30 protein-coding genes and 1 pseudogene are annotated in these 18,410 nt (G+C 61.2%); all 31 read right to left on the bottom strand.

What is annotated here, in order from left to right:
• Positions 1–15: 15 nt before the first annotated feature.
• Entirely contained in the window at positions 16–1,056 is a 1,041-nt protein-coding gene (pyrC, locus tag GHT07_RS09755; RefSeq protein ID WP_153584897.1) for a dihydroorotase, read from the bottom strand.
• 72 nt (positions 1,057–1,128) lie between these two features.
• Complete coding sequence (locus tag GHT07_RS09750) at positions 1,129–1,866, bottom strand: amino acid ABC transporter ATP-binding protein (protein ID WP_153584896.1); 738 nt, start codon at positions 1,864–1,866, stop codon at positions 1,129–1,131.
• A 13-nt stretch (positions 1,867–1,879) separates the two neighbouring features.
• Positions 1,880–2,539, bottom strand: a complete 660-nt coding sequence (locus GHT07_RS09745; protein ID WP_153584895.1) for an amino acid ABC transporter permease — start codon at positions 2,537–2,539, stop codon at positions 1,880–1,882.
• A 2-nt stretch (positions 2,540–2,541) separates the two neighbouring features.
• Positions 2,542–3,300: an amino acid ABC transporter permease gene (locus GHT07_RS09740; protein WP_153584894.1), complete on the bottom strand. Its 759-nt coding sequence runs from the start codon at positions 3,298–3,300 to the stop codon at positions 2,542–2,544.
• Positions 3,301–3,416: 116 nt separating this feature from the next.
• Positions 3,417–4,307 carry an amino acid ABC transporter substrate-binding protein gene (locus tag GHT07_RS09735; RefSeq protein WP_153584893.1) on the bottom strand — a complete coding sequence of 297 codons (891 nt, stop codon included), beginning with the start codon at positions 4,305–4,307 and terminating at the stop codon, positions 3,417–3,419.
• Between the two features lie 284 nt (positions 4,308–4,591).
• Positions 4,592–5,524, bottom strand: coding sequence for a LysR family transcriptional regulator (locus GHT07_RS09730; protein ID WP_153584892.1), 933 nt, complete (start codon positions 5,522–5,524; stop codon positions 4,592–4,594).
• Positions 5,525–5,534: 10 nt separating this feature from the next.
• The gene (locus GHT07_RS09725) at positions 5,535–5,990 is read right to left on the bottom strand and encodes a YybH family protein (RefSeq protein ID WP_153584891.1); all 456 of its coding nucleotides are present in this window, start codon (positions 5,988–5,990) and stop codon (positions 5,535–5,537) included.
• An 18-nt stretch (positions 5,991–6,008) separates the two neighbouring features.
• Positions 6,009–6,836: a tetratricopeptide repeat protein gene (locus GHT07_RS09720; protein WP_153584890.1), complete on the bottom strand. Its 828-nt coding sequence runs from the start codon at positions 6,834–6,836 to the stop codon at positions 6,009–6,011.
• A gap of 50 nt (positions 6,837–6,886) precedes the next feature.
• A complete protein-coding gene (locus GHT07_RS09715; RefSeq protein WP_228488275.1) occupies positions 6,887–7,384 on the bottom strand; it encodes a DUF6265 family protein in 498 nt (165 codons plus the stop codon).
• 10 nt (positions 7,385–7,394) lie between these two features.
• Complete coding sequence (locus tag GHT07_RS09710; RefSeq protein ID WP_153584889.1) at positions 7,395–7,943, bottom strand: protein tyrosine phosphatase family protein; 549 nt, start codon at positions 7,941–7,943, stop codon at positions 7,395–7,397.
• Complete coding sequence (locus GHT07_RS09705; protein ID WP_153584888.1) at positions 7,940–8,272, bottom strand: DnaJ family domain-containing protein; 333 nt, start codon at positions 8,270–8,272, stop codon at positions 7,940–7,942. The genes GHT07_RS09710 and GHT07_RS09705 overlap by 4 nt, the downstream gene beginning before the upstream one ends.
• A 70-nt stretch (positions 8,273–8,342) precedes the next feature.
• Positions 8,343–8,789, bottom strand: a complete 447-nt coding sequence (locus tag GHT07_RS09700) for a nuclear transport factor 2 family protein (RefSeq protein WP_153584887.1) — start codon at positions 8,787–8,789, stop codon at positions 8,343–8,345.
• Between the two features lie 9 nt (positions 8,790–8,798).
• Entirely contained in the window at positions 8,799–9,119 is a 321-nt protein-coding gene (locus GHT07_RS09695; protein WP_153584886.1) for a hypothetical protein, read from the bottom strand.
• 23 nt (positions 9,120–9,142) lie between these two features.
• Positions 9,143–9,646 carry a GNAT family N-acetyltransferase gene (locus tag GHT07_RS09690; protein WP_323740865.1) on the bottom strand — a complete coding sequence of 168 codons (504 nt, stop codon included), beginning with the start codon at positions 9,644–9,646 and terminating at the stop codon, positions 9,143–9,145.
• Complete coding sequence (locus tag GHT07_RS09685) at positions 9,631–9,891, bottom strand: hypothetical protein (RefSeq protein ID WP_194792895.1); 261 nt, start codon at positions 9,889–9,891, stop codon at positions 9,631–9,633. Before GHT07_RS09685 ends, GHT07_RS09690 begins: the two co-directional genes overlap by 16 nt.
• Positions 9,892–9,905: 14 nt before the next feature.
• The gene (locus GHT07_RS09680) at positions 9,906–10,454 is read right to left on the bottom strand and encodes a peptidylprolyl isomerase (RefSeq protein WP_153584885.1); all 549 of its coding nucleotides are present in this window, start codon (positions 10,452–10,454) and stop codon (positions 9,906–9,908) included.
• Between the two features lie 154 nt (positions 10,455–10,608).
• The gene (locus GHT07_RS09675) at positions 10,609–11,193 is read right to left on the bottom strand and encodes a GNAT family N-acetyltransferase (RefSeq protein WP_153584884.1); all 585 of its coding nucleotides are present in this window, start codon (positions 11,191–11,193) and stop codon (positions 10,609–10,611) included.
• Positions 11,190–11,657, bottom strand: a complete 468-nt coding sequence (locus GHT07_RS09670; RefSeq protein WP_407646622.1) for a GNAT family N-acetyltransferase — start codon at positions 11,655–11,657, stop codon at positions 11,190–11,192. Before GHT07_RS09670 ends, GHT07_RS09675 begins: the two co-directional genes overlap by 4 nt.
• Positions 11,640–11,858, bottom strand: a pseudogene (locus tag GHT07_RS21440) (DUF1653 domain-containing protein); the annotation flags it as partial. The gene GHT07_RS09670 and the pseudogene GHT07_RS21440, both read right to left, overlap by 18 nt.
• A gap of 6 nt (positions 11,859–11,864) precedes the next feature.
• Positions 11,865–12,311 carry an SRPBCC family protein gene (locus GHT07_RS09665; protein WP_153584882.1) on the bottom strand — a complete coding sequence of 149 codons (447 nt, stop codon included), beginning with the start codon at positions 12,309–12,311 and terminating at the stop codon, positions 11,865–11,867.
• Positions 12,312–12,343: 32 nt separating this feature from the next.
• Positions 12,344–13,009, bottom strand: coding sequence for a hypothetical protein (locus tag GHT07_RS09660; RefSeq protein ID WP_153584881.1), 666 nt, complete (start codon positions 13,007–13,009; stop codon positions 12,344–12,346).
• A 12-nt stretch (positions 13,010–13,021) separates the two neighbouring features.
• Positions 13,022–13,441, bottom strand: coding sequence for a hypothetical protein (locus tag GHT07_RS09655; RefSeq protein WP_153584880.1), 420 nt, complete (start codon positions 13,439–13,441; stop codon positions 13,022–13,024).
• The gene (locus GHT07_RS09650) at positions 13,441–14,061 is read right to left on the bottom strand and encodes a LysE family translocator (RefSeq protein ID WP_323740890.1); all 621 of its coding nucleotides are present in this window, start codon (positions 14,059–14,061) and stop codon (positions 13,441–13,443) included. Before GHT07_RS09650 ends, GHT07_RS09655 begins: the two co-directional genes overlap by 1 nt.
• 13 nt (positions 14,062–14,074) lie before the next feature.
• Positions 14,075–14,512: a nuclear transport factor 2 family protein gene (locus GHT07_RS09645; protein ID WP_153584878.1), complete on the bottom strand. Its 438-nt coding sequence runs from the start codon at positions 14,510–14,512 to the stop codon at positions 14,075–14,077.
• Positions 14,505–15,425 carry a GNAT family N-acetyltransferase gene (locus GHT07_RS21725; protein ID WP_323740864.1) on the bottom strand — a complete coding sequence of 307 codons (921 nt, stop codon included), beginning with the start codon at positions 15,423–15,425 and terminating at the stop codon, positions 14,505–14,507. Before GHT07_RS21725 ends, GHT07_RS09645 begins: the two co-directional genes overlap by 8 nt.
• Positions 15,426–15,458: 33 nt before the next feature.
• Positions 15,459–16,256 carry an alpha/beta fold hydrolase gene (locus tag GHT07_RS09635; protein ID WP_153584877.1) on the bottom strand — a complete coding sequence of 266 codons (798 nt, stop codon included), beginning with the start codon at positions 16,254–16,256 and terminating at the stop codon, positions 15,459–15,461.
• Positions 16,257–16,260: 4 nt separating this feature from the next.
• On the bottom strand, positions 16,261–16,524 hold the full coding sequence (locus GHT07_RS09630; protein WP_153584876.1) for a hypothetical protein: 264 nt from the start codon (positions 16,522–16,524) through the stop codon (positions 16,261–16,263).
• A gap of 70 nt (positions 16,525–16,594) precedes the next feature.
• Positions 16,595–17,020: a hypothetical protein gene (locus tag GHT07_RS09625; protein WP_153584875.1), complete on the bottom strand. Its 426-nt coding sequence runs from the start codon at positions 17,018–17,020 to the stop codon at positions 16,595–16,597.
• 26 nt (positions 17,021–17,046) lie between these two features.
• Positions 17,047–17,583 carry a DUF924 family protein gene (locus GHT07_RS09620; RefSeq protein WP_153584874.1) on the bottom strand — a complete coding sequence of 179 codons (537 nt, stop codon included), beginning with the start codon at positions 17,581–17,583 and terminating at the stop codon, positions 17,047–17,049.
• A gap of 6 nt (positions 17,584–17,589) precedes the next feature.
• On the bottom strand, positions 17,590–17,901 hold the full coding sequence (locus tag GHT07_RS09615; protein ID WP_153584873.1) for a hypothetical protein: 312 nt from the start codon (positions 17,899–17,901) through the stop codon (positions 17,590–17,592).
• Positions 17,902–17,936: 35 nt separating this feature from the next.
• On the bottom strand, positions 17,937–18,410 hold a 474-nt coding region (locus GHT07_RS09610), incomplete at its 5' end, for a GFA family protein (RefSeq protein WP_228488274.1).

The raw sequence follows: 18,410 nt of genomic DNA, 5'->3' as shown, positions 1-18,410 counted from the left end.
CTGGAGCCTCCTTTGTCATGACGTGGCCACCAACTTCCACGGCAGTGCTTCGCCCGAGCGCAGCGGCTTGAGCTGTGCCTGGCCGAATGCATAGCTCTCGGGCGGTGTCCACGATCCGCGACGCAACGTGATGGTGCCCTCATTCACAGGCAAGCCATAAAACGCAGGGCCGTGCAGGCTTGCAAAGCCTTCAAGGCTGCCCAGTGCACCAGCGTTGTCGAATGCTTCGGCGTAGAGCTCCATCGCCGCATGAGCGGTGTAGCAACCGGCACAGCCAACCGCGTGCTCCTTCAAATGCGCAGGATGCGGCGCGCTGTCGGTGCCGAGAAAGAATTTCGCGCTTCCACCCGTTGCCGCTTCAACCAGCGCAACGCGATGCACTTCACGCTTGAGCACCGGCAGGCAGTAGTAGTGCGGACGTATGCCGCCCGTGAAAATCGCGTTGCGGTTGTAGAGCAGGTGATGCGCCGTGATCGTTGCGGCGAGGAAGCCGTCGCTCGAATGCAGGTACTGCACCGCGTCGCGTGTCGTGATGTGCTCCATCACGATCTTGAGTTCGGGGAAGTCACGGCGCAGCGGAATGAGCTGCTGCTCGATGAAGACGGCTTCACGGTCGAACAGGTCGATGTCCGGCGATGTGACTTCACCGTGCACGAGCAGGATGACGCCTTCACGCTGCATCGCCTCCAGCGTCTTGTAGGTCTTGCGGATGTCGGTCACGCCCGCATCGCTGTTGGTGGTGGCGCCAGCGGGATAGAGCTTCAACGCCACCACGCCAGCGTCGCGCGCACGCCTGATTTCGTCGGGCGCGAGGTTGTCGGTGAGGTAGAGCGTCATCAACGGCTCGAACTTCACGCCTGCTGGAACCGCAGCCAGGATGCGATCGCGGTAGGCCGTTGCCATGGCCGCCGTGGTCACGGGCGGCCGCAGGTTCGGCATGATGATGGCGCGCGCAAATTGCGCGGCTGTGTGAGGCACCACGGTGGCGAGCACATCGCCATCGCGCACGTGGAGGTGCCAGTCGTCAGGACGGCGGATCGTGATTTCGTCGGTCATGGGAGCGATTCTCCCAGAGCGCGCGCGATCCTCCGGGATTCGCCTGCGCGACGCCCCCAGATTCGCCTGCGCTCAGTGCTGCAGGATCTTGTTGAGGAAGTCCTTCGTGCGCGCCTGCCGGTTTTCCGGATGGCTGAAGAACTCGTCCTTCGAGCAGTCTTCGAGAATCTTGCCGCCCACGTCGATGAAGATCACGCGGCTGGCCACCTTGCGTGCAAAACCCATTTCGTGCGTGACGACCATCATCGTCATGCCTTCCTTGGCGAGCGTGACCATCACATCAAGCACTTCGCCGACCATCTCGGGGTCAAGCGCGGAAGTCGGCTCGTCAAAGAGCATCACGACGGGGTCCATCGACAGTGCGCGTGCAATCGCCACGCGCTGCTGCTGGCCGCCGGACAGCTGGCCCGGGAACTTGTCTTTGTGAGCCATGAGGCCCACGCGGTCGAGCATCTTCAGGCCGCGCGTCTTGGCTTCGTCGGGGCTGCGGCCGAGCACCTTGATCTGGGCGATGGTGAGGTTTTCCGTCACCGACAGGTGCGGGAACAGCTCGAAGTGCTGGAACACCATGCCGACGCGGCTGCGGACCTTGGGCAGGTCCGTCTTGGGGTCCGTCACGACAGTGCCGTCCACAATGATCTCGCCCTTTTGCACAGGCTCGAGCGCGTTCACCGTCTTGATCAGCGTGGACTTGCCGGAGCCCGACGGGCCGCAGACCACCACCACATCGCCCTTGTTGATCTTGACGGAACAGTCCGTCAGCACTTGCACGGGGCCGTACCACTTCGAGATGTTGTTGATTTCGATCATGACCCAGTTCTTTCTATCGAATGATGGCGACCTTCATCTGCACGCGCTTGACGATCCACGACAGGCTGAAGCAGATGACGAAGTAAAAGACAGCCGCGAGGATATAGGCCTCACGCGGGTGGCTCAGGTTCGAGCCGGCGGTGGAAAAGCCGTGCAGCAAGTCATTCGCGGTGATGATGTACACAAGCGAGGTGTCCTGGAACAGGATGATCGTCTGCGTGAGCAAGATCGGGATCATGTTGCGGAACGCCTGCGGCAGGATCACCAGGCGCATGTTCTGGCCGTAGGTCATGCCGAGCGCTTGCCCTGCAAACACCTGCCCGCGAGCGATTGACTGGATGCCCGCACGCATGATCTCGCTGAAGTACGCGGCTTCGAACGCGATGAATGTGATCACGGCCGACCACTCGGCGCCGATCGGCCTGCCAATCACGATAGGCACCAGCAGGAAGAACCACAGCAGCACCATCAGCAGCGGAATCGACCGCATGCCGTTGACGTAGATGGTGGCAGGCAGCACCAGCAGCTTGATGCCAGACAGGCGCATGAGCGCCAGCAGCGTGCCGAACACGATGCCACCCAGCGTGGCGACTGCCGTCAGCGCCAGGCTGAAGTAAAGGCCGTGCAACACGAAGGCACGGAAGACTTCCCAGGTGAAGAAGGAGAAGTCCATGGTCAGTGTCCTCCGCCGCCGGTGGTGTTCGAGACGAAGCCTGGCACGCGGGCACGCTTTTCGATGAACGCCATGATGCGGTTGATGGTGAAGGCCGAGATGATGTACAGCGCCGTAACGCCCATGTAGATCTCGATGCCCTTGGAGGTTTCCTCGCCAGCCTGTTGCGCGAAGAACGTCAACTCAGTCACGGAGACGGCGAACGCCACCGACGAGTTCTTGAAGATGTTCATGCTCTCGCTGGTCAGCGGCGGGATGATGATGCGGTACGCCATCGGTAGCAGCACATAACGGTAGTACTGCGCGGTGGTGAAACCCATGGCCATGCCGGCATAGCGCTGGCCGCGTGGCAAAGCCTGGATGCCGGCACGCACCTGCTCTGCAATACGGGCCGAAGTGAAAAGCCCCAGCCCCATGATCACCAGGGCCAGCTTGGGCATGCCGGCGAAGGCGGGAATGATGAAGGGCATGACGTGGTACCAGAGAAAAATCTGGACCAGCAGCGGAATATTTCTGAAGAGCTCGACCCACCAGTTGCCCACCCTCGTGAGGATGGGACTGTCGGGCAGTGTTCGCATGACGCCGATGATCGAGCCGACCACCAGTGCAACGATGAGTGCGCCAGCCGCGACGATCACGGTCTGACCCCAGGCCTGGAGCAACCAGTCCAGGTAGGTGATGTCTTTGCCTGAACCGAAGCAACCCTTGACGGGCTCCTTGTCCAGGGTATCCAGGCAGAAAACCTGCCAGTCGAGAGCCATCGCTTTCACTCCTCCTCGTTATGCGAAGCCGGCCCGCGTTGTCGGCGGGCCGGAATCGTTGGGGCGGATGCCCCTACTACTTGGCGCTGATGGCGGCTGCACCGCCCACCTTCAGCTTACTTCTTGGCGTTGTAGTCTTCAGCCGGCTTGTCTGCCGGGTTGGCGATCAGGCCCTTCATCACCGAGCCCATCGCGAGATTCACGCTGGTGTTCTTCGGCGGGATCGGCTGCATGAACCACTTCGTGTACAGCTTGTCCAGGTCGCCAGACTTCATCATGCCGCGAATTTGGTCGTCCACGGCCTTCTTCATCGCCGGGTCATCCTTACGGATCATGATGGCGATGGGCTCGACGTTCAGTGTTTCGCCAACGATCGCGTAGTCGCCAGGCGTCTTGGAGCCGGCAATCAGGCCAGCCAGGATGTTGTCGTCCATCACGAAGGCATCAGCGCGGCCCGACTCGAGCAGCAGGAAGCTGTCGGCGTGATCCTTGCCATAGACCTCCTTGAAGTCAACGCCGGTGGCGCGCTCGTTCTTGCGAAGCAACGCCACAGAGGTCGTGCCCGTTGTCGTTGCGACGCTGCGGCCGTTCAGCTGGGCAATGGAGGAGATGCCCGAGCTCTTCTTGACGGCGGTGCGCACTTCAGTGACGTAGGTCGTCAGGGCGAAGGTCACGTCCTTCTGGCGGGCTGCGTTGTTGGTGGTGGAGCCGCACTCGATGTCCACGGTGCCGTTCTGCACCAAGGGGATGCGGTTGGCCGAGGTGACCGGCGTGTATTCGATCTTGGCCGCAGGTGCGATGGCCTTGATGATGCGCTCGCACAGCTCGACGTGGTAGCCGGTGAACTTGCCATCACCCAGGGTGAAAGACAGAGGCGCAGACGACTCGCGGACACCCATCACGATCTTGCCCTGTGCCTTGACTTTGGCGAGCGTGTCGGTGGCTTGGGCTTGTGCCCCGCCCGCGGCAAGAGCAGCGATGGCGATGGTCAACAAATGCTTTTTCATGGATATCTCCTGTGGTGAAGCTGTAGGTGAAATGAAAACGAAATTCTAGGGAATCGGCGTCTCGGGATTACCCTGCCTTCGATTCTGACAACCGCAAGCAGGCTTTATGCCCGCGTTGCCATGTCGCGTCGAAAGCCGCAAGCGCTGTGTCAGTTTTTCTGGTGTTGCGGCCGATGGTTCAAGGTGGCGCGAACTGTAGGGACTGCTGCTGCCGAGCGCCAATGCCGTTTGCGCGCTCACTCATGCAAAAAACTTATAACCGTGGCGTGCAGCTGATGCACGAGCTACTTCACACTGGTGGCTTTGGTCGCGAGGTAGGTCCAGAGCGCCTGCGCCGTTCCTTTTGGAGCGTCCTTGCCTACGGGTTTCTCCCGATAAGCGCGCACCTCCATCGTCATCGCCAGGCTGTCCATTCCAGGCGCCGCGTTCACAAGGCGGCGCGATTTCACTTCTTTTTTGACGGCGCTCCCCGGAAGGAATGCAACGCCGTGCCCTTCGACCGCCATCACCTTCAGGCCCTCAGCCATATCGGTTTCATAGACCCGGTCCAGGTGAATGGCCGTTGCTGATTGCTTGAGAATCAGGTCTGTCACGCGGCCGAGATACGCCCCCGGGGCATAGCCCAGATAGGGCAAAGGCTGCCCCGCCCGGCCTGGCAACTTGAACATGGGCTCGCCGTCGGCATCGGCGCGGCAGTAAGGCGCCAGCACCTCCTGGCCGAGCGTCACCATCTCATAGCGGTCAGCGTCGAGCTGCAGTGGCTGTGACGCATGGTGATAGGCAATGAGCAAGTCGCAACCCCCTTCGACGAGGCGCATCACTGCGTCGTGCACATTCAGCGCAATGAGGCGGCTCTTGATCGGCCCGAACTTCTCGCGCAGCGACGACACCCACACCGGAAAGAACGTAAACGCCAGCGTGTGCGGCACCGCGAACTCGATCACGTCTTGCCCGGCTGCCGAATGGCCGCGCAACATCGCGCGCGTGCTTTGCAGCGACTGCAGCATCTCGATGGACTGGGAATACAGCGTCTCGCCAGCAGGCGTCAGACGCGTGGGGTACGACGAGCGGTCAACCAGGTCAGTCCCGGCCCACGCCTCCAAGGCCTGGATGCGGCGCGAGAAAGCGGGTTGCGTGACATGGCGCAGCTGCGCCGAGCGGCTGAAGCTGCGGGTTTCCGCGAGGCTCACAAAGTCCTCGAGCCATTTCGTCTCCATGGCCCGGATATTACGGCTTGCAGTCGCAGACCTCGCCGCCCTTGTCAAAAATGATGCGCCACTGGCCCGGCGCCTCCAGCCGCCAGATCGACGAGTAACGCGCAACAAGCTTGCCCTGCGGGTCGTAAACCGGCCCGGCGCTCAGGCCCAGGTTGCCGCTGTCGAGCACCTCGACTTCTTCGGGCTTCCAGGAAAACGGCGCGACGGGCTTGACGAAAAACTTCGACCAGAACTCCATCACCGCTTTCTTGCCACGCAGCGGCGTAGGGCCGGAGAAGAACACGGTGTCCTCCGACAGAAAGCTCTCGAATGCCTTTGCGTCGCGGTCGGCCATCGACTTGGCAAAAGCGCGCTCAGTGTCGGCCACTTGCTGCTTCGCCAGTTCAGCTGGCATGGTGAGTGGGCGGCTGGCACAGCCAGCAAGAAGCGCAGACACCGCAATCAGGGCAACAGACAGGACGCGCATGGGAGTTCCTTTCGAAAACTATTTGGAGGCAGGCTGCTTGAGCTGCGCATTTAACTGCGCGTAATGCTTCGCACGCGCCTCGTCGCCTTTGGCGCGATAGATCGCCTCGAGCTCTTCGAAGACGTATTCGTCCGGCTCGTTCGCGGCCTGCCGCTCCTGCTCAAGCCGCAACTGGATCGCCAATGCTTCATCGAGGCGGCCCAGCGACCGAAGCGTCATGGCGACCATCCAGTGCGCCACATGCGTCATGTAGGCGTTGTTGCCTTGCTGGCGCAGCGCAAGTGCCTTGCGGAATTCGACCAGCGCTTCTTCATCTCGCCCCAGCCGATGCAGCTCATTGCCCGTGTTGTTGCGCAAACTCGCTTCCCAGGCTCTTGCGTTCGGCTGCTTTGACGCAAGCGCAATCGCCAGGCCCTTGTTGTTCCAAGCGATCTGCTGGAGCGGCTCCGTGTCCACGAAAGCGAGCATGTGATACGCGTCGATGGCGAACTGCTCCAAGCCCGCGGGCATCGCGATCTCGACGACACGCTCATACGCCGTTCGAGCTTTGTCGCGCGCTTCAGTCGTTTGCAATTGCGGCGGATGCGCGGCCGATATCCATGAGCGGCCCAGTTCAAGCTGGTAGCGCGCCTGGGCTTCGGGCCCGGCCTTGGCAATCTGTGGCGCGATGCTGTCCAGCACCTGGCGTGCGCGGTCGAAGTCCTTGCGCAGCCCGTACGTTCGCGCGATTTGTGTCTGCAGGATCAGCGCGTCATCACCGGTGGCGCTAGCCATCGCAGCGCGAAATCGCTGCTCGCTGACGTCGGGGTTGCGAAAGTCCCAAAGGGCGTTGAGGTCCACGGTCATGGCAAAAGTCGGGCTCAATAGCAGTGCCGGGAAAAGACCTGTTATCCACTTCACTTACCGGACTCCTTCGATGGTGCGCCGCAACTGGCACGCGTCATCGGGAAAGGAATCGACCGCATCACGCCATTGCGCAGGCCTTCGATACTGGCATCGAGCTTATCGGGCGGCACGTTGCGGTAGATGACACGCTGGGGAAAGTCGTGCTGCAAGTTCTCGAACACAACTTCGCTTGCGCTTTGCTTGACCGCAACAAGACTTTCGGCCGGCTTGCCGGACGGCTGCGCATGGAACACGAACTTGCCATCGGGCGACACAGTAATGCGCATGAATTCATAGGCGGCCGTCTTGCCACCGCGCACCGTACGACTCATACCCAAAAGCGTGCCACCTGCTGCCGACGTCCACTGTTCGCCTGATCCTGCTTCGGCGCCAATCGTGGTCCAGCAGCCAGTCAACCAACCAAGTTGATCGAGGGTCGCTTCCTGCGCTGCGGCAGCCATTGGCAAGGCAAGTGCGATGAGCGGTAAGGCACAAAAACCGGGATGCATGGCTGGCTCCTCAATAAAAGTCGAAGGCTATGCCCGCCTTCTTCAATTGCGCGCCAACCAGCTGCCTCCAGGGGCCGCGGGGTGACCACACCTTGGCAACCGCCTCGTAAGCCAGCTCGGGTGATTCGTGCAGCGTGAGCACGCGGTAGAGAAACGTGAACGTTGAAGCGCGCATATTCACCTGGCAGTGCACGAGGACCTTCTGCCCCTTCAGGCGTTCCATGGTTTCGGTGAACCTGGCGAATTCTGCTTCAGTCGGCTCGCCGAAGTCGATGGGGATATTGATGAACTCCAGGCCCTGTGCCCGCACAATCTCGGCCTCTTCGCGAACGGCGTCCATCACCGTCATCGGCGCGAGATAAATCACCGCGCGAAAGCCGTCGCTGCCCAACGCCTTCAGCGACGCTGCGTTGGGCTGCCCTGCGGTCACAAGCGCCGGCGAGATCGTCACCACATTGGGCGCAACCAGCGCTGCCGCGTGCGACAAAGAAGCAAATACCACTGCCTGCAAAAGCATCGCCAGCACCCAGCGCGCGGCGACTGATTGGCACGAAGTCATAAGCTCTTGTTGACCCGCAACGCTTCGAGCCGCAGGGCAATCTTCTGCTGCAGGTCTGCCAGCTTGCGTTGCATCTCGATCTTGTCGGATTCGCTTGTTGACGCCTCGATCTGCGCGGCGAGCTCGGCGCGCTGGCGGAACATTTCCACCTCTGGCGGCGCGTAGCCAGCGTTCTTCAGTATCTTGAATGGCATGCGGAATTCGTCGGGTGTCGCGTCCCAGCCCGCGTCTTCCGGCAATGGCTTGCCGTACCCGGCAATGCGCTGCATCTCACCCGATTCAGCGGCCTCGCGCAGGTGGCGCGCGATCTCTTCGTCTTGCGTCGGCATGCCGATTTTCCTTGTCGCAGTGGCGTCAGGCATGACTTTGCATGAATGGGCAAGGCGAGGCAATGCCTGACTAATCCTTCAGCTTGGTGATCTGCACGCTCGCCACGCGCCATACCCCGGCCTTGCGAACATAAATGTCGATATACCGGTAGTGGGTCTTGAATGGTTTTCCGTCGTACACGCCGGTCATGCGCGTGCGGCCGCTGAGCAAGGCGACGTTGCCGTACACACGCACCTCGAAATCTTCGACTGTGTAGGGATCAATGCGCAACTTCTCGTCGAGCACACTTTCAAGAAACGACGCCTTGGTCTCGATATCGCCCGCAGCGTCGATCTGGCGGAAGTCCGCAGCCATGTTGTTGGCGATGGCCGCCTTGTCCTTGCGAACAATCGCCTTGTCCCATGCATCGGCTTGCAGCGTGAGTTGCCGCACCACAGCTGCCGGCGTTTTAGCCACCGACACGGAAGAAGCCGCGATAAGCAACGCAGCGAACAGCGCTTTGAAATACCAGGTCATGTCATCCCCTCACCAGACTGCATACACCATGACAAACCCGCACAGCACCATGCCCGTGAGCGCCAGCAAAAAGAGCGTGTCGGCGACCTTCTCCAGAAACACAGCCATCTTCTCGTTGCGCGTTCGCAGTGCGATGAAGATCGTGTAGGTGCACAGCAGGAAAAGCAGCGCTGACACGGCCAGCACATCGTCAGCGACGGTTGCAATGGCTGCGCGGCCCGTGGTGTGGAACAGCGTCACACCGGTGATGCACAGACCAGCCAGCGTGCCGGCAAGCGATAGCAGTTGGAGCAGCTCCTCGCGAAGCCAGTTGGTATTGCGCGGTTGCATTTTTATTGGTGCCCCTTGTGGATTCAAGACAGCGCCAGGGCTGCATGCTGCATCGACACACGCTTGTCAGCGTATGCCACTCGCTTCATGCCGACCTCGCGAAAACCGTAGCGCTCATGCAGGCGCCGCGAGATCTCGTTGGGCGGCTCCACGTCAAACTCGCATGTCACGCACGCAACGCCGGCCGCACTGGCGAAGGCGAACAGGTCGTCATACAGCTTTGCACCCAGGCCCTTGCCCTGCTGCTGCGACGCGACCACCACGCGGTCAACGTACATGAAAGAGGGATAGCGCTCGTCGAACCAGCGGTAGTTCTCGCTGTCGTAGGCCGCGCCTTGCCGGAACGCCAGCAGGAAAGCAGCGACGCCCGCCTCGCCCTCCACCACCCGGCAGTACGCACAATTCGAGTGCAGGTGCCGAAAGCGCGGCAGATCCATTGCGCTCAGGAACTTCTCCGACTCGAGATTCAACGCAACGATCGCGTCGAAATCCGCTTCGCACACATCACGGATCACGCTCGCGCCCACTTGCCCGCCTTCACCCAGCCAGGTACACGGTACACATCTGCCAGATAGGCAAACGTCGCGCGATCCGTCACGACGCGGGCGAAGCCCACTTGCGCGCCATCATGAAGCGCAGCGAAACAGATCGAGTTCTGGATCGCACGGCGCACGATGTCGACCGGCACGCCCGGTGACCAGTAGCTGGTCGTCAGGAATGCATGCGCCGCCTCAACGTCGATGCGTGACGGGTCGGCAGTGATCTCGTACACGCCCGGCTCCTGCATCACACTCGTTTGACAGTGCGAATCGCAATCGGCTCTGCGAGGAACTGCCGGGCTTGCCCCTGGCTGTGGATGGCACGCACGACATCCATGCCTTGCACCACCTGGCCGAACGCGGCAAAGCCCTGGCCGTCCGGATTGCGGCCGCCGCCGAAATCCAGCGCAGGCTGGTCGCCGATACAAATGAAGAATTCGCCGCTGGCGCTACCCGGCTCGGCGCGCGCCATCGAGATGGTTCCGTCACGATGGCGCAAGCCAGTGGCTTGTGTGGTCTCGTGCGCTATCGGCGCGAAGGGCGCCTTGCGGTCCTCGGGCAGGTTCGTGCCCCACTGCACGACCTCAATTTTGTGAACGGTCTCGCTCGCCTGGTTGGCGAGCGTGACGATGCGGTAGATCGACGCGTTGTCGAGGTGCTTGCCGTCGACATACGCAAGGAAATTGGCCACCGTGATGGGCGCGACGGCGGGATCGACAGCGATGACAAAGGCTCCGAAGGCACCTTCGACACGCGTGAGCACCTGCGTGGCGCTGCGAGCCTGAATGCCAAACATCCCGAGACCGGCTGCCGCAGGTAGAGCGAGCAGGTCGCGTCGGCGCAAGCGAGGCGAGCCGAGGTGAGCTGGCGCGGATTCGCGGTTGGAGCAAAGGCTGTGAGTCATGAATGGCACGGCAGTCGTTGGTCGGCGATTGTGACGCAAACCGGCATCAGCCGGTGGTGGGCCAGCGCGCATACCGGCACGTGTTGCGCAGCGTGCCCGCAGGGTCGCGCCGCTCGAAGCGCTGCGTGGCTTCGAGCGTGAAGCCGCAACGCTGCGCGACCTTGCGCGACGACGTATTTTCCTCATCCGTCACCAGCTCGATGCGAACGGCACGGATGTGCTCGAAGGCGTACTGGCACAGCGCCATCACACCTTCAGTAACGAAGCCCTGCCCGTTGCGGGACGTGCGACCCCAATAGCCCACCTCGGTCTTCGGTGTTGTCCAGACGGTGCGGTGCAGGCCACTCGCGCCAACAATGTCACCGCTTGCCTTTTCGATCAGCAGGAAGGGCAAGTCCTTTCGCGTCAGGAAATTCGCATTCGCGGTGCGGCACCACAGCTCCGCCGACTCCAGCGTCTGTTCACGCTCGACCCACGGCAGCGAACCAAGAAAGCGGCGCAGCTCGGCCAGCGACTCCACCAGCGCCGCATGAAGCGCAGCGCCATCACCGGGTTGCGGTGGCCGCATGTGCAAGCGCGCCGTGTCGATGGACGCAGGCAAGTCGATGAGGATGGGGTCAATGTCCGTCATGGCCGCATGTAGTAAATATCGAATTCTCCCTGCGCCACTTCAACGAAGCCGTGCTTTCGATAGAAGTCATTCGAGCGGCTGCCACGAAGCGCTCCCACCTTGATGGCGCAGCCGGCACGAAGCGCCTGGTCAAACACTTCCTGCAGCACGGCAGCGCCAACGCCCTGCCCCTGGAACGCAGGCCGCACATACAGGTGGTCGAGCAGCAGTGTGGCGCCTTCGGGCTTGACGACGACAAAGCCGGCTCGCTGCCCATCCACCTCGATGTGACGCGTGAACTCAGGCGCAAAGCCTGACAGAAATCGCTCACGCGATCGCACGGGGTCGAAGCGGCCGATGCGCTCCAGACTCTCGCGCATCGCCTCGATGCGAAGCTGCACCAGATCTTCTGCATCAGCCGCCGTTGCGGGCACCAGCGCTATCGACGCACGCGCGCCACCGGTACGGGCAAACCGGGGCTGCAATTTGCCATCGACTTCGATGCTTTCGAAGAACATGGCGTGCGGGCGAGCCCACAACCCCGACTCGTTGTAGAGCGGCCTGTACACCACCAGCGGCTCCAGTGTCTCGCTGTGGCGCGCGACACCAACAACCTCGTACTCGCCGCCCTTGTAGTGGCGATAGCGGCCCGTGGGTGTGGCAGGAAGCGGCGCCAGATCAGACACTGCTCGCTAGCCCTGGATCTCGGGTTCGACAAGCAGGGCCAGCTGCACGAGCGACTCCTGCCAGCCCAGGTAGCACATCTCGACCGGAATCATTTCCGCAATGCCTTCCTGCACGATGTTGATCTCGGTGCCGACCATCACCGCCCTGATGTCGATGGTCGTCTGCATTTCACCAGGCAAGTTCACGTCGTCGAATTTGCTCGTGTAGCGAACCTTCTCATTCGCAATCAACTCCTGGTACGCAGCCGCGAACGAATGACTTGCGCCATTCGTGAAGTTGGTAAAGGACATCCTGTACCCACCGCCAACCCTGGCATCCATCGAATGCATCTTCGCCGTGAAACCAAAGGGCGGTAACCACTTCACCAGGGCATCGGCGTCAAGCAAGGCGCGATAAACGCGTTCAGGCTTGGCCTTGAACACACGATGAAACCGAACTGTTCCTTTTGTCATGCGAATCTTTCGTTGGGGCTGTTCAGGCCTGCTTACAAGGTCGGCAAGACGCCGAGCTTTTCACGCTCTTCTTCCAGCGCGTCGAGCTCCATCGTGTGACTCTTGAGCCAGGCGTCGTAGGCATTGGTCTTGATGAACTGCTCTGGATGAAGCGCCTCGTTCAAGCCCGCTTTGGCGCCAAGCTGCGGATGCGCCAGCAGGCCGCTCATCGCGCCACACAAAGTGTGTGCGGCGGTGAATGCGGCATGCAGCGAACCAGCCGGAACCAGCACGCGATCAAACAGGGCGCAGTAGCCCGCGCCGTCGATATCGAATGCGGACTGGTCGGCAAAGTCGTCCTGCTGCAGCTGCGTCCGGCCCGACTTGTGGCGCGCATAGCCCCAGGTCCACATGTCGAAAAAGCGCAGCTTGTTCAGCTGCGCGTGCGCTGCCTTGTCAAGCCCGACTGCAGGGCTGAGCGCATATTCAAGGACGACGGCCGAGAAGGGCTCCGTGCCCGGTGCATTGAGAAAGTCGCTCAGGTAGCGAAGCGCTGCGGGATGCCGCGGATTGAGTTCGAGCGCGCGATACACAAGGCGCCCCACCACCGGCTGGCGGCCCGTGATCAGGAAGACATTGAAGGCGTGGCGCGCGAGCTCGCTGGCGCTGAGTTGTTCCACGATGTACGGCACGATGGAAGTCCTGGGGAAAGAAGACACGCATTGTGCCTTCTACGGCGCACGCTGGAACACAAACTCCTCGCCGCGCAGGTTGTCCTTGCCTGTGAACTGCCTGCTCGTCACCGACGTCAGGTCCAGGGTGGCAAACCTGACCACGCTGCCCGAGTACTGCCGCCCGTTCTCGCGAAGATAGCGGCGCGCGAACTTGACGCCGTCGAAAGACCATTCGCCGGCAAACTCTTGCTGCTGGGTGCGCCCGTCAGGCTCGACATAGTCGATGCGCTCGACGAACTTGCGGTCTGCCCCAAGTGATAACACCAGATGCGCTTTCGCGCCGCGAAATTCGAAGTCGCGCTGCCAGGTGCCGACGAGCTTTGAGGGCGGCTCATCTTCGCCCAGCGCTTTGCTGTCGCATCCGCCCAGGCCAGCAAGAAAGCCAACGGCTGCGATCAGTGCGAAGACAAAGCGCATCAGATGCTTCGCTTCGCAGATGCCACATACAGCCCCAGGCCAACCAGCGTGAGCCCAGACACCTTGTTCAACACCCGAGCGCGCCTGCGTGCAGTGAAACCTGACCTGAGAAGCCGAACTGCGAGCAGCACGGCAACGATATCAACGAGCGTATTGAGTGTGACGCAGATGGTCCCCATCACAACCAGCTGCATGGCAGCGGGACTTCCGCTGTTCAGGAACTGCGGCAGGAAGGCCAGGAAGAACAGCGCCGTTTTCACATTGAGCGCTTCGACCAGAATGCCCTCGACCAGGGCACGGCGGCTGCCGCTCGCAAAGGCTACTGGAGCGCTGTCGGGAGGCGGGGAGCTTGATATCAGCATCCGCACACCCAGGAAAATCAGGTAGGCGGCACCAACGTACTTGAGCGCGACGAAGGCGGCAGCTGATTGCGCGAGCAGTAGCGACAAGCCCAACGCGGCCGCGCCAACGTGGACCATGCCGCCGACCCCCGTGCCCACGCAAGAGGCCAAGCCTTCCGCTCGACCACCTGCAGCCGTGCGTGCAACGACATAGGCAATGCCCGGCCCTGGCGTAACAGCGAGGATGATCGCTGCGAGGAAAAAAGCAAGTGACGGGATCATCGCAACGTCGTCACTTCACTTCGCGCTTGAAGATGCCTTTCATGTCCTCGAACCCAATAGGTGCAGACGTATGTTCGTGGATCACGCGCAGCACGTGGCCGCGCATTCGCATGGCCCAGCTGATGCGGTTTTGCATGGACCGAAGCTCCTCGCCCAAGGCCGACAAGCCGGTGTAGGTGACCACGGCGCTCATCGACGCAAAGGTCGGCTCCGCAACGATCTTCACGTCGTCGAACGAAACCCTGACGCGCTCGCCACCTAACGAAGTGAACCAGCCTTCCACTGCAATTCGCCAGGCCGCAGCGCCTTCGTAAGACCACACGCCCCACGTGTCGAAGACCCGCACTTCGGGGTCGTACAGGTGCATGAACGTTTCGGCGTTCTTTGCCAATACAGCTGATTGGTAAGTGTCGAGCGCTTTGCGCACGAGCTTTTCGGTGTCAATCATTGCGTGCTTTCACACTGGAGGGCAGATCGCCGTAGTCCTCGGTTCGGGGAAGGGACCGATAAGCGGCAAGCACAGCGGGTGGAGGTGCGACCAGCTTTCGTGCGTCAAGATCAAGAAAGCCGCCTGTCGTGGTGATGCAAGCGGCCAGCTCCCCGGTCGCGCGAAATACCTCGTTGCGCACTTTGAATCGGCTGCCATCTGGGGCCAGACCAGCAAGCGAGAAATTGATGTCGAACTCTTCCATCCACTTGATCTCGCGCTTGTATTCGATCTCGTCCTTCATGACGACCACGCCCAGGCGCAGGCGCAGGAATTCGTCCGTCGGAAAGCCCTTGTCGGCAAGAGCCAGAACGCGCGCATCCACGGCCTTGTTCAGATAGGCCGTGTTGGCCATATGTGAGTTCCAGTCCATGTCGGCCCATCCCGCAAGGAATCGTCTTGTGACCGGGGGTGTGACCGATAGCTCAAGGTCCATGAACACGCTGAACGGATTTTCGGGATAGCTGCCGAAGGCGCCGCAAACCTTGAAGCCCTTGCTGCGATACAGGTTGTGCGCAGGCTCGAAAGCTGGATGACTGCCGGTCTCCAGGCTGAGCCTGGTGTACCCACGCTGCCTTGCAGTGGCGATGATGTGTTCAAGCAGCGCGCGCCCTGCGCCGCGCCCTCGCGCCGCCGATGGCGTGCGCATCGACTTGATCTCGCCGTGCGTTGGCGAGAGCTCTTTGAGCGCACCACAGCCCATCAGAGCTCCTTGGTCCCAGACAGTCCAGAAAGTGATTTCAGAAACCCGCAACTTGGAGAGGTCCAATGCAAACACCTGCTCGGGCGGCGACAGCTCATGCATGTTGGCAAGGTGTTCCTCCAGCAGGGCATGAACCTGGGGCCGGGTGAGGTCGTCGATTTCAATTTGCATAGGGCGCAGCGAAGGTTAGATGTAAAGCAGGCATCAGAGCTCGGCCAGGAACCGGGCTATCTCGGCGTTGACCACATCTGGATGCGTCACAGGCGCCATATGCCCCAGGCCCGGGAACTCGACCACATTCGCAGCGGGCAAGACCGGAAGAAGGACGCGCGCGACCGCATGGGCAGATTCTGGCGACGAGGCGCCAAGCATGTACAGAACCGGCATATCCAATGCGGCAAAGGCTTGCACCGGTGTGGGCTCGGTCGTGAGCGCATGCGCCCATCGGCGAACATTGGCCACGGACTCAACGATGGCCGGCTTGCGTTGGGGCGGCGTGGCGCCCCAGCTGCCGTCGCCCATCCAGTAGTCGATGAAGTGCCGGGCAGCTGCATCGCAATCGCCCATGTCCAATGCCGCGCTTGCGGCTGTCACAGCATTGCGGATGCCATCAACTCCGTTGGTCGATGCACCTTGTGCTTCCACAACAGCAAACAGGGTGGGCTCAAAGAGCACGAGCGACCGAATGCGCGCCGGTTTGGCAAGTGCAGCCATCAGCGCAACGGCAGCACCATGCGAATGACCCACCAGCGTTACCGGTGAGCCAGCACGCGCCAGCACCGGCTCGATGAAATTCACTTCATCCTGCAGCGCAATCTCACGGTCTGAATGCCAATCGGGGCTCTTTCCCGAGCCGTACAAGTCTGGCGCAAACACCCGATGGTTTGTGGCGAGCAAATCGATAAGCCCGCGCCATTGCGCCGAACTGCTGGCATTCGAGTGAAGGCAGACCACGGCTGGCCCGCTGCCAGCTTCGCGAAAGAAAGGTTCTGCAATCGTCATGTCGTCACCGCCTGCGTTTGATGGCCCGGACAGTAGCCGCCACCGCCAGCCAGAGCGTGCTGCCAAGAAGGGCCGGATAAATCAGCAACAGGTCAATCCGGATATTGCAATCACCACTGCACAGCACGCGTGCGTACATCAGGTACTCGTACACACTGTAAACAAGCCAGAGCAGCGCCACGACCAGGAATGCACGTCGGCCAGACACGCGCCAACCGATCGCCATAGAGAGCGCCAAGAAGAGGGCGATAGGGATGGGCTGGATCACACTGGCCTTTGCAACGTCACTCGCGTTGTCTGTGCTGCTGCGTGGCGACGTTGGATACGTTGAAACCCACTCACGGCGCCAGAGCCTCCAACACCACCCATCCCGACTTGAGCGTGCACTGCGCCTGAACGCAGCTCGGAACCGGCAGCGGCTCGACATAGGCGGCGCACGCAAAGTTGGGAGGAGGCAGCAGCTTCTTCGCTTCGGCCGCCCAGAATCGCTGCTCCTGCGCTGCTTCAGCCGCGGCAGGCGCATTGCGCGATACGAGCAGCAAAGCCGCATGCTCACCCTGCGAACAGCTGTGAAAAGGCGTCTGGAACGTGACGTAGCCGCACTGCGCATCTGACGTGCAAGCCGAGGTTTGCAGAAGGCTTCGCGCGCGCGCTTCAGCGGCTTCAGTCTTGGCCAGCGGCGTCTGCGGTGATACAGCGGTGCCATCGCCTCCGCCGCACGACTGCAGCAGGGCGCACAGCGTCAATAGAAAAATGATGCGCACGAGGCAGTCCCTATTTGTTTTTCGCCCTAGAACCTGGAACCTGGCTGCGCCAGGAACGAAAGTTCCTCAGCCGTTGATTCACGCCCGAGTATCTCGTTGCGATGAGGATAGCGCCCGAAGCGGTCGATGATGGCTTTGTGCCGCAGCTCGAAGTCGTAGTTGTTCTTTGCGGCGTGCTCGCGAAAAAGCCGCTCAGCCACTTCATGGATCTGCCTGGACTCGCTGTGCATGTACGGCATGTACAGGAACGTCCGCTCGTCCTGGGTGAGTGCAAGATCCGCCCCCGCAGCAACTGCCTCCTGTGCGAGAGCCAATGCCAGGGGATCAGCCTCGAAGGCCCGGCGGCTTCCGCGGAAGATGTTCCTTGAAAACTGGTCGAGCACAATCACTTCTGCCAACCTGCCGCCGGCATTCGCGCGCCATTCGAAGAGCTCTGAGCGAACGGCGCGCTGGTGCACTTGACCAAAGCGCTCAGCGATCAAACGGTCAAACACCGAATCGACCTTCCACCATTGGGCAGGTTTGATTTCGTGAAACCAGAATTGAAGGATCGATTCATACATAACTGACTACTTCTTGCTCCACAGCGCCATGAATCGGTTGGCTGAAGCTTGCCACTTCGCCTCTTCTTCATCAGTCATCGCAGGCAGCTTGCCACCGACCAGTACATCGCGATAGTCGATCTTGGCGCACATCACAAAATACGCAAGCCTGCTGAGCTTTCCATCGCTCACCTCCAGAATCGCAAGCTTGACGCGATTGACCTCGCCTTCGCGGCTTTGCGTTCCGTAGTCGTCAACAAGTGCCAGCGCGGCAGCTGCCTGGGTTTCGCCAAACAGCGCGTGAGCCTTGTTCACAACGTCGGTGCGGGTCGGTGACATTTGTCAGGGGGCATTTGCGCAACTATGCCGGGCGCTCAATCCAAAAACGTCCACGTATCCGCGCCGTCAAAGCGCCTGACCACTGCGCACTCCAGCAGCTTGGGATCGAAGTTGCGCAGATTCACGCCGTGCCGCGCACCCGCCTCAGCATCGAGCGGCTCCCAGTGAGTGACATTGCCGCACGTCTTGCAGCGGATGTTTTTGAGCGTTCGATCGCCCCAGATGTACTCCTCGGTGTTCTCCGGGTGGCCCTGGACAGAAACCGTTCCGAATTCGTAGTAGCCAAAGATGGCACCCGTGCGGCGACACATCGAACAGTTGCAGCTGGTCGCCTTCTCAGGCGCGCTCGGAAGCGTCAGGCGAACGGCCCCGCAATGGCAGGTGACCTTGCCCCCGAAAAACGGATTCCTTGCTGAGGTGTAATTTGGCAAGGAGAAACGACAAATGGGTAAGAAGCCGAGGGCGAGGTACACGCTCGAATTCAAGCTGGAGGCGCTGAGGCAGATTGC

Source organism: Caenimonas koreensis DSM 17982 (genome assembly GCF_009646335.1).
Taxonomy (GTDB): Bacteria; Pseudomonadota; Gammaproteobacteria; order Burkholderiales; family Burkholderiaceae_C; genus Ramlibacter; species Ramlibacter koreensis.
The sequence above is the reverse complement of the archived record's forward strand: the minus strand, read 5'-3'. Positions and strand labels throughout refer to the sequence as shown.

Coding starts and splice junctions, on each gene's coding strand:
- pyrC (WP_153584897.1), bottom strand. CDS start 1,056: ATGACCGACGAAATCACGATCCGCCGTCCTGACGACTGGCACCTCCAC.
- GHT07_RS09750 (WP_153584896.1), bottom strand. CDS start 1,866: ATGATCGAAATCAACAACATCTCGAAGTGGTACGGCCCCGTGCAAGTG.
- GHT07_RS09745 (WP_153584895.1), bottom strand. CDS start 2,539: ATGGACTTCTCCTTCTTCACCTGGGAAGTCTTCCGTGCCTTCGTGTTG.
- GHT07_RS09740 (WP_153584894.1), bottom strand. CDS start 3,300: ATGGCTCTCGACTGGCAGGTTTTCTGCCTGGATACCCTGGACAAGGAG.
- GHT07_RS09735 (WP_153584893.1), bottom strand. CDS start 4,307: ATGAAAAAGCATTTGTTGACCATCGCCATCGCTGCTCTTGCCGCGGGC.
- GHT07_RS09730 (WP_153584892.1), bottom strand. CDS start 5,524: ATGGAGACGAAATGGCTCGAGGACTTTGTGAGCCTCGCGGAAACCCGC.
- GHT07_RS09725 (WP_153584891.1), bottom strand. CDS start 5,990: ATGCGCGTCCTGTCTGTTGCCCTGATTGCGGTGTCTGCGCTTCTTGCT.
- GHT07_RS09720 (WP_153584890.1), bottom strand. CDS start 6,836: ATGACCGTGGACCTCAACGCCCTTTGGGACTTTCGCAACCCCGACGTC.
- GHT07_RS09715 (WP_228488275.1), bottom strand. CDS start 7,384: ATGCATCCCGGTTTTTGTGCCTTACCGCTCATCGCACTTGCCTTGCCA.
- GHT07_RS09710 (WP_153584889.1), bottom strand. CDS start 7,943: ATGACTTCGTGCCAATCAGTCGCCGCGCGCTGGGTGCTGGCGATGCTT.
- GHT07_RS09705 (WP_153584888.1), bottom strand. CDS start 8,272: ATGCCGACGCAAGACGAAGAGATCGCGCGCCACCTGCGCGAGGCCGCT.
- GHT07_RS09700 (WP_153584887.1), bottom strand. CDS start 8,789: ATGACCTGGTATTTCAAAGCGCTGTTCGCTGCGTTGCTTATCGCGGCT.
- GHT07_RS09695 (WP_153584886.1), bottom strand. CDS start 9,119: ATGCAACCGCGCAATACCAACTGGCTTCGCGAGGAGCTGCTCCAACTG.
- GHT07_RS09680 (WP_153584885.1), bottom strand. CDS start 10,454: ATGTTTGGCATTCAGGCTCGCAGCGCCACGCAGGTGCTCACGCGTGTC.
- GHT07_RS09675 (WP_153584884.1), bottom strand. CDS start 11,193: ATGACGGACATTGACCCCATCCTCATCGACTTGCCTGCGTCCATCGAC.
- GHT07_RS09665 (WP_153584882.1), bottom strand. CDS start 12,311: ATGACAAAAGGAACAGTTCGGTTTCATCGTGTGTTCAAGGCCAAGCCT.
- GHT07_RS09655 (WP_153584880.1), bottom strand. CDS start 13,441: ATGCGCTTTGTCTTCGCACTGATCGCAGCCGTTGGCTTTCTTGCTGGC.
- GHT07_RS09645 (WP_153584878.1), bottom strand. CDS start 14,512: ATGATTGACACCGAAAAGCTCGTGCGCAAAGCGCTCGACACTTACCAA.
- GHT07_RS21725 (WP_323740864.1), bottom strand. CDS start 15,425: ATGCAAATTGAAATCGACGACCTCACCCGGCCCCAGGTTCATGCCCTG.
- GHT07_RS09635 (WP_153584877.1), bottom strand. CDS start 16,256: ATGACGATTGCAGAACCTTTCTTTCGCGAAGCTGGCAGCGGGCCAGCC.
- GHT07_RS09620 (WP_153584874.1), bottom strand. CDS start 17,583: ATGTATGAATCGATCCTTCAATTCTGGTTTCACGAAATCAAACCTGCC.
- GHT07_RS09615 (WP_153584873.1), bottom strand. CDS start 17,901: ATGTCACCGACCCGCACCGACGTTGTGAACAAGGCTCACGCGCTGTTT.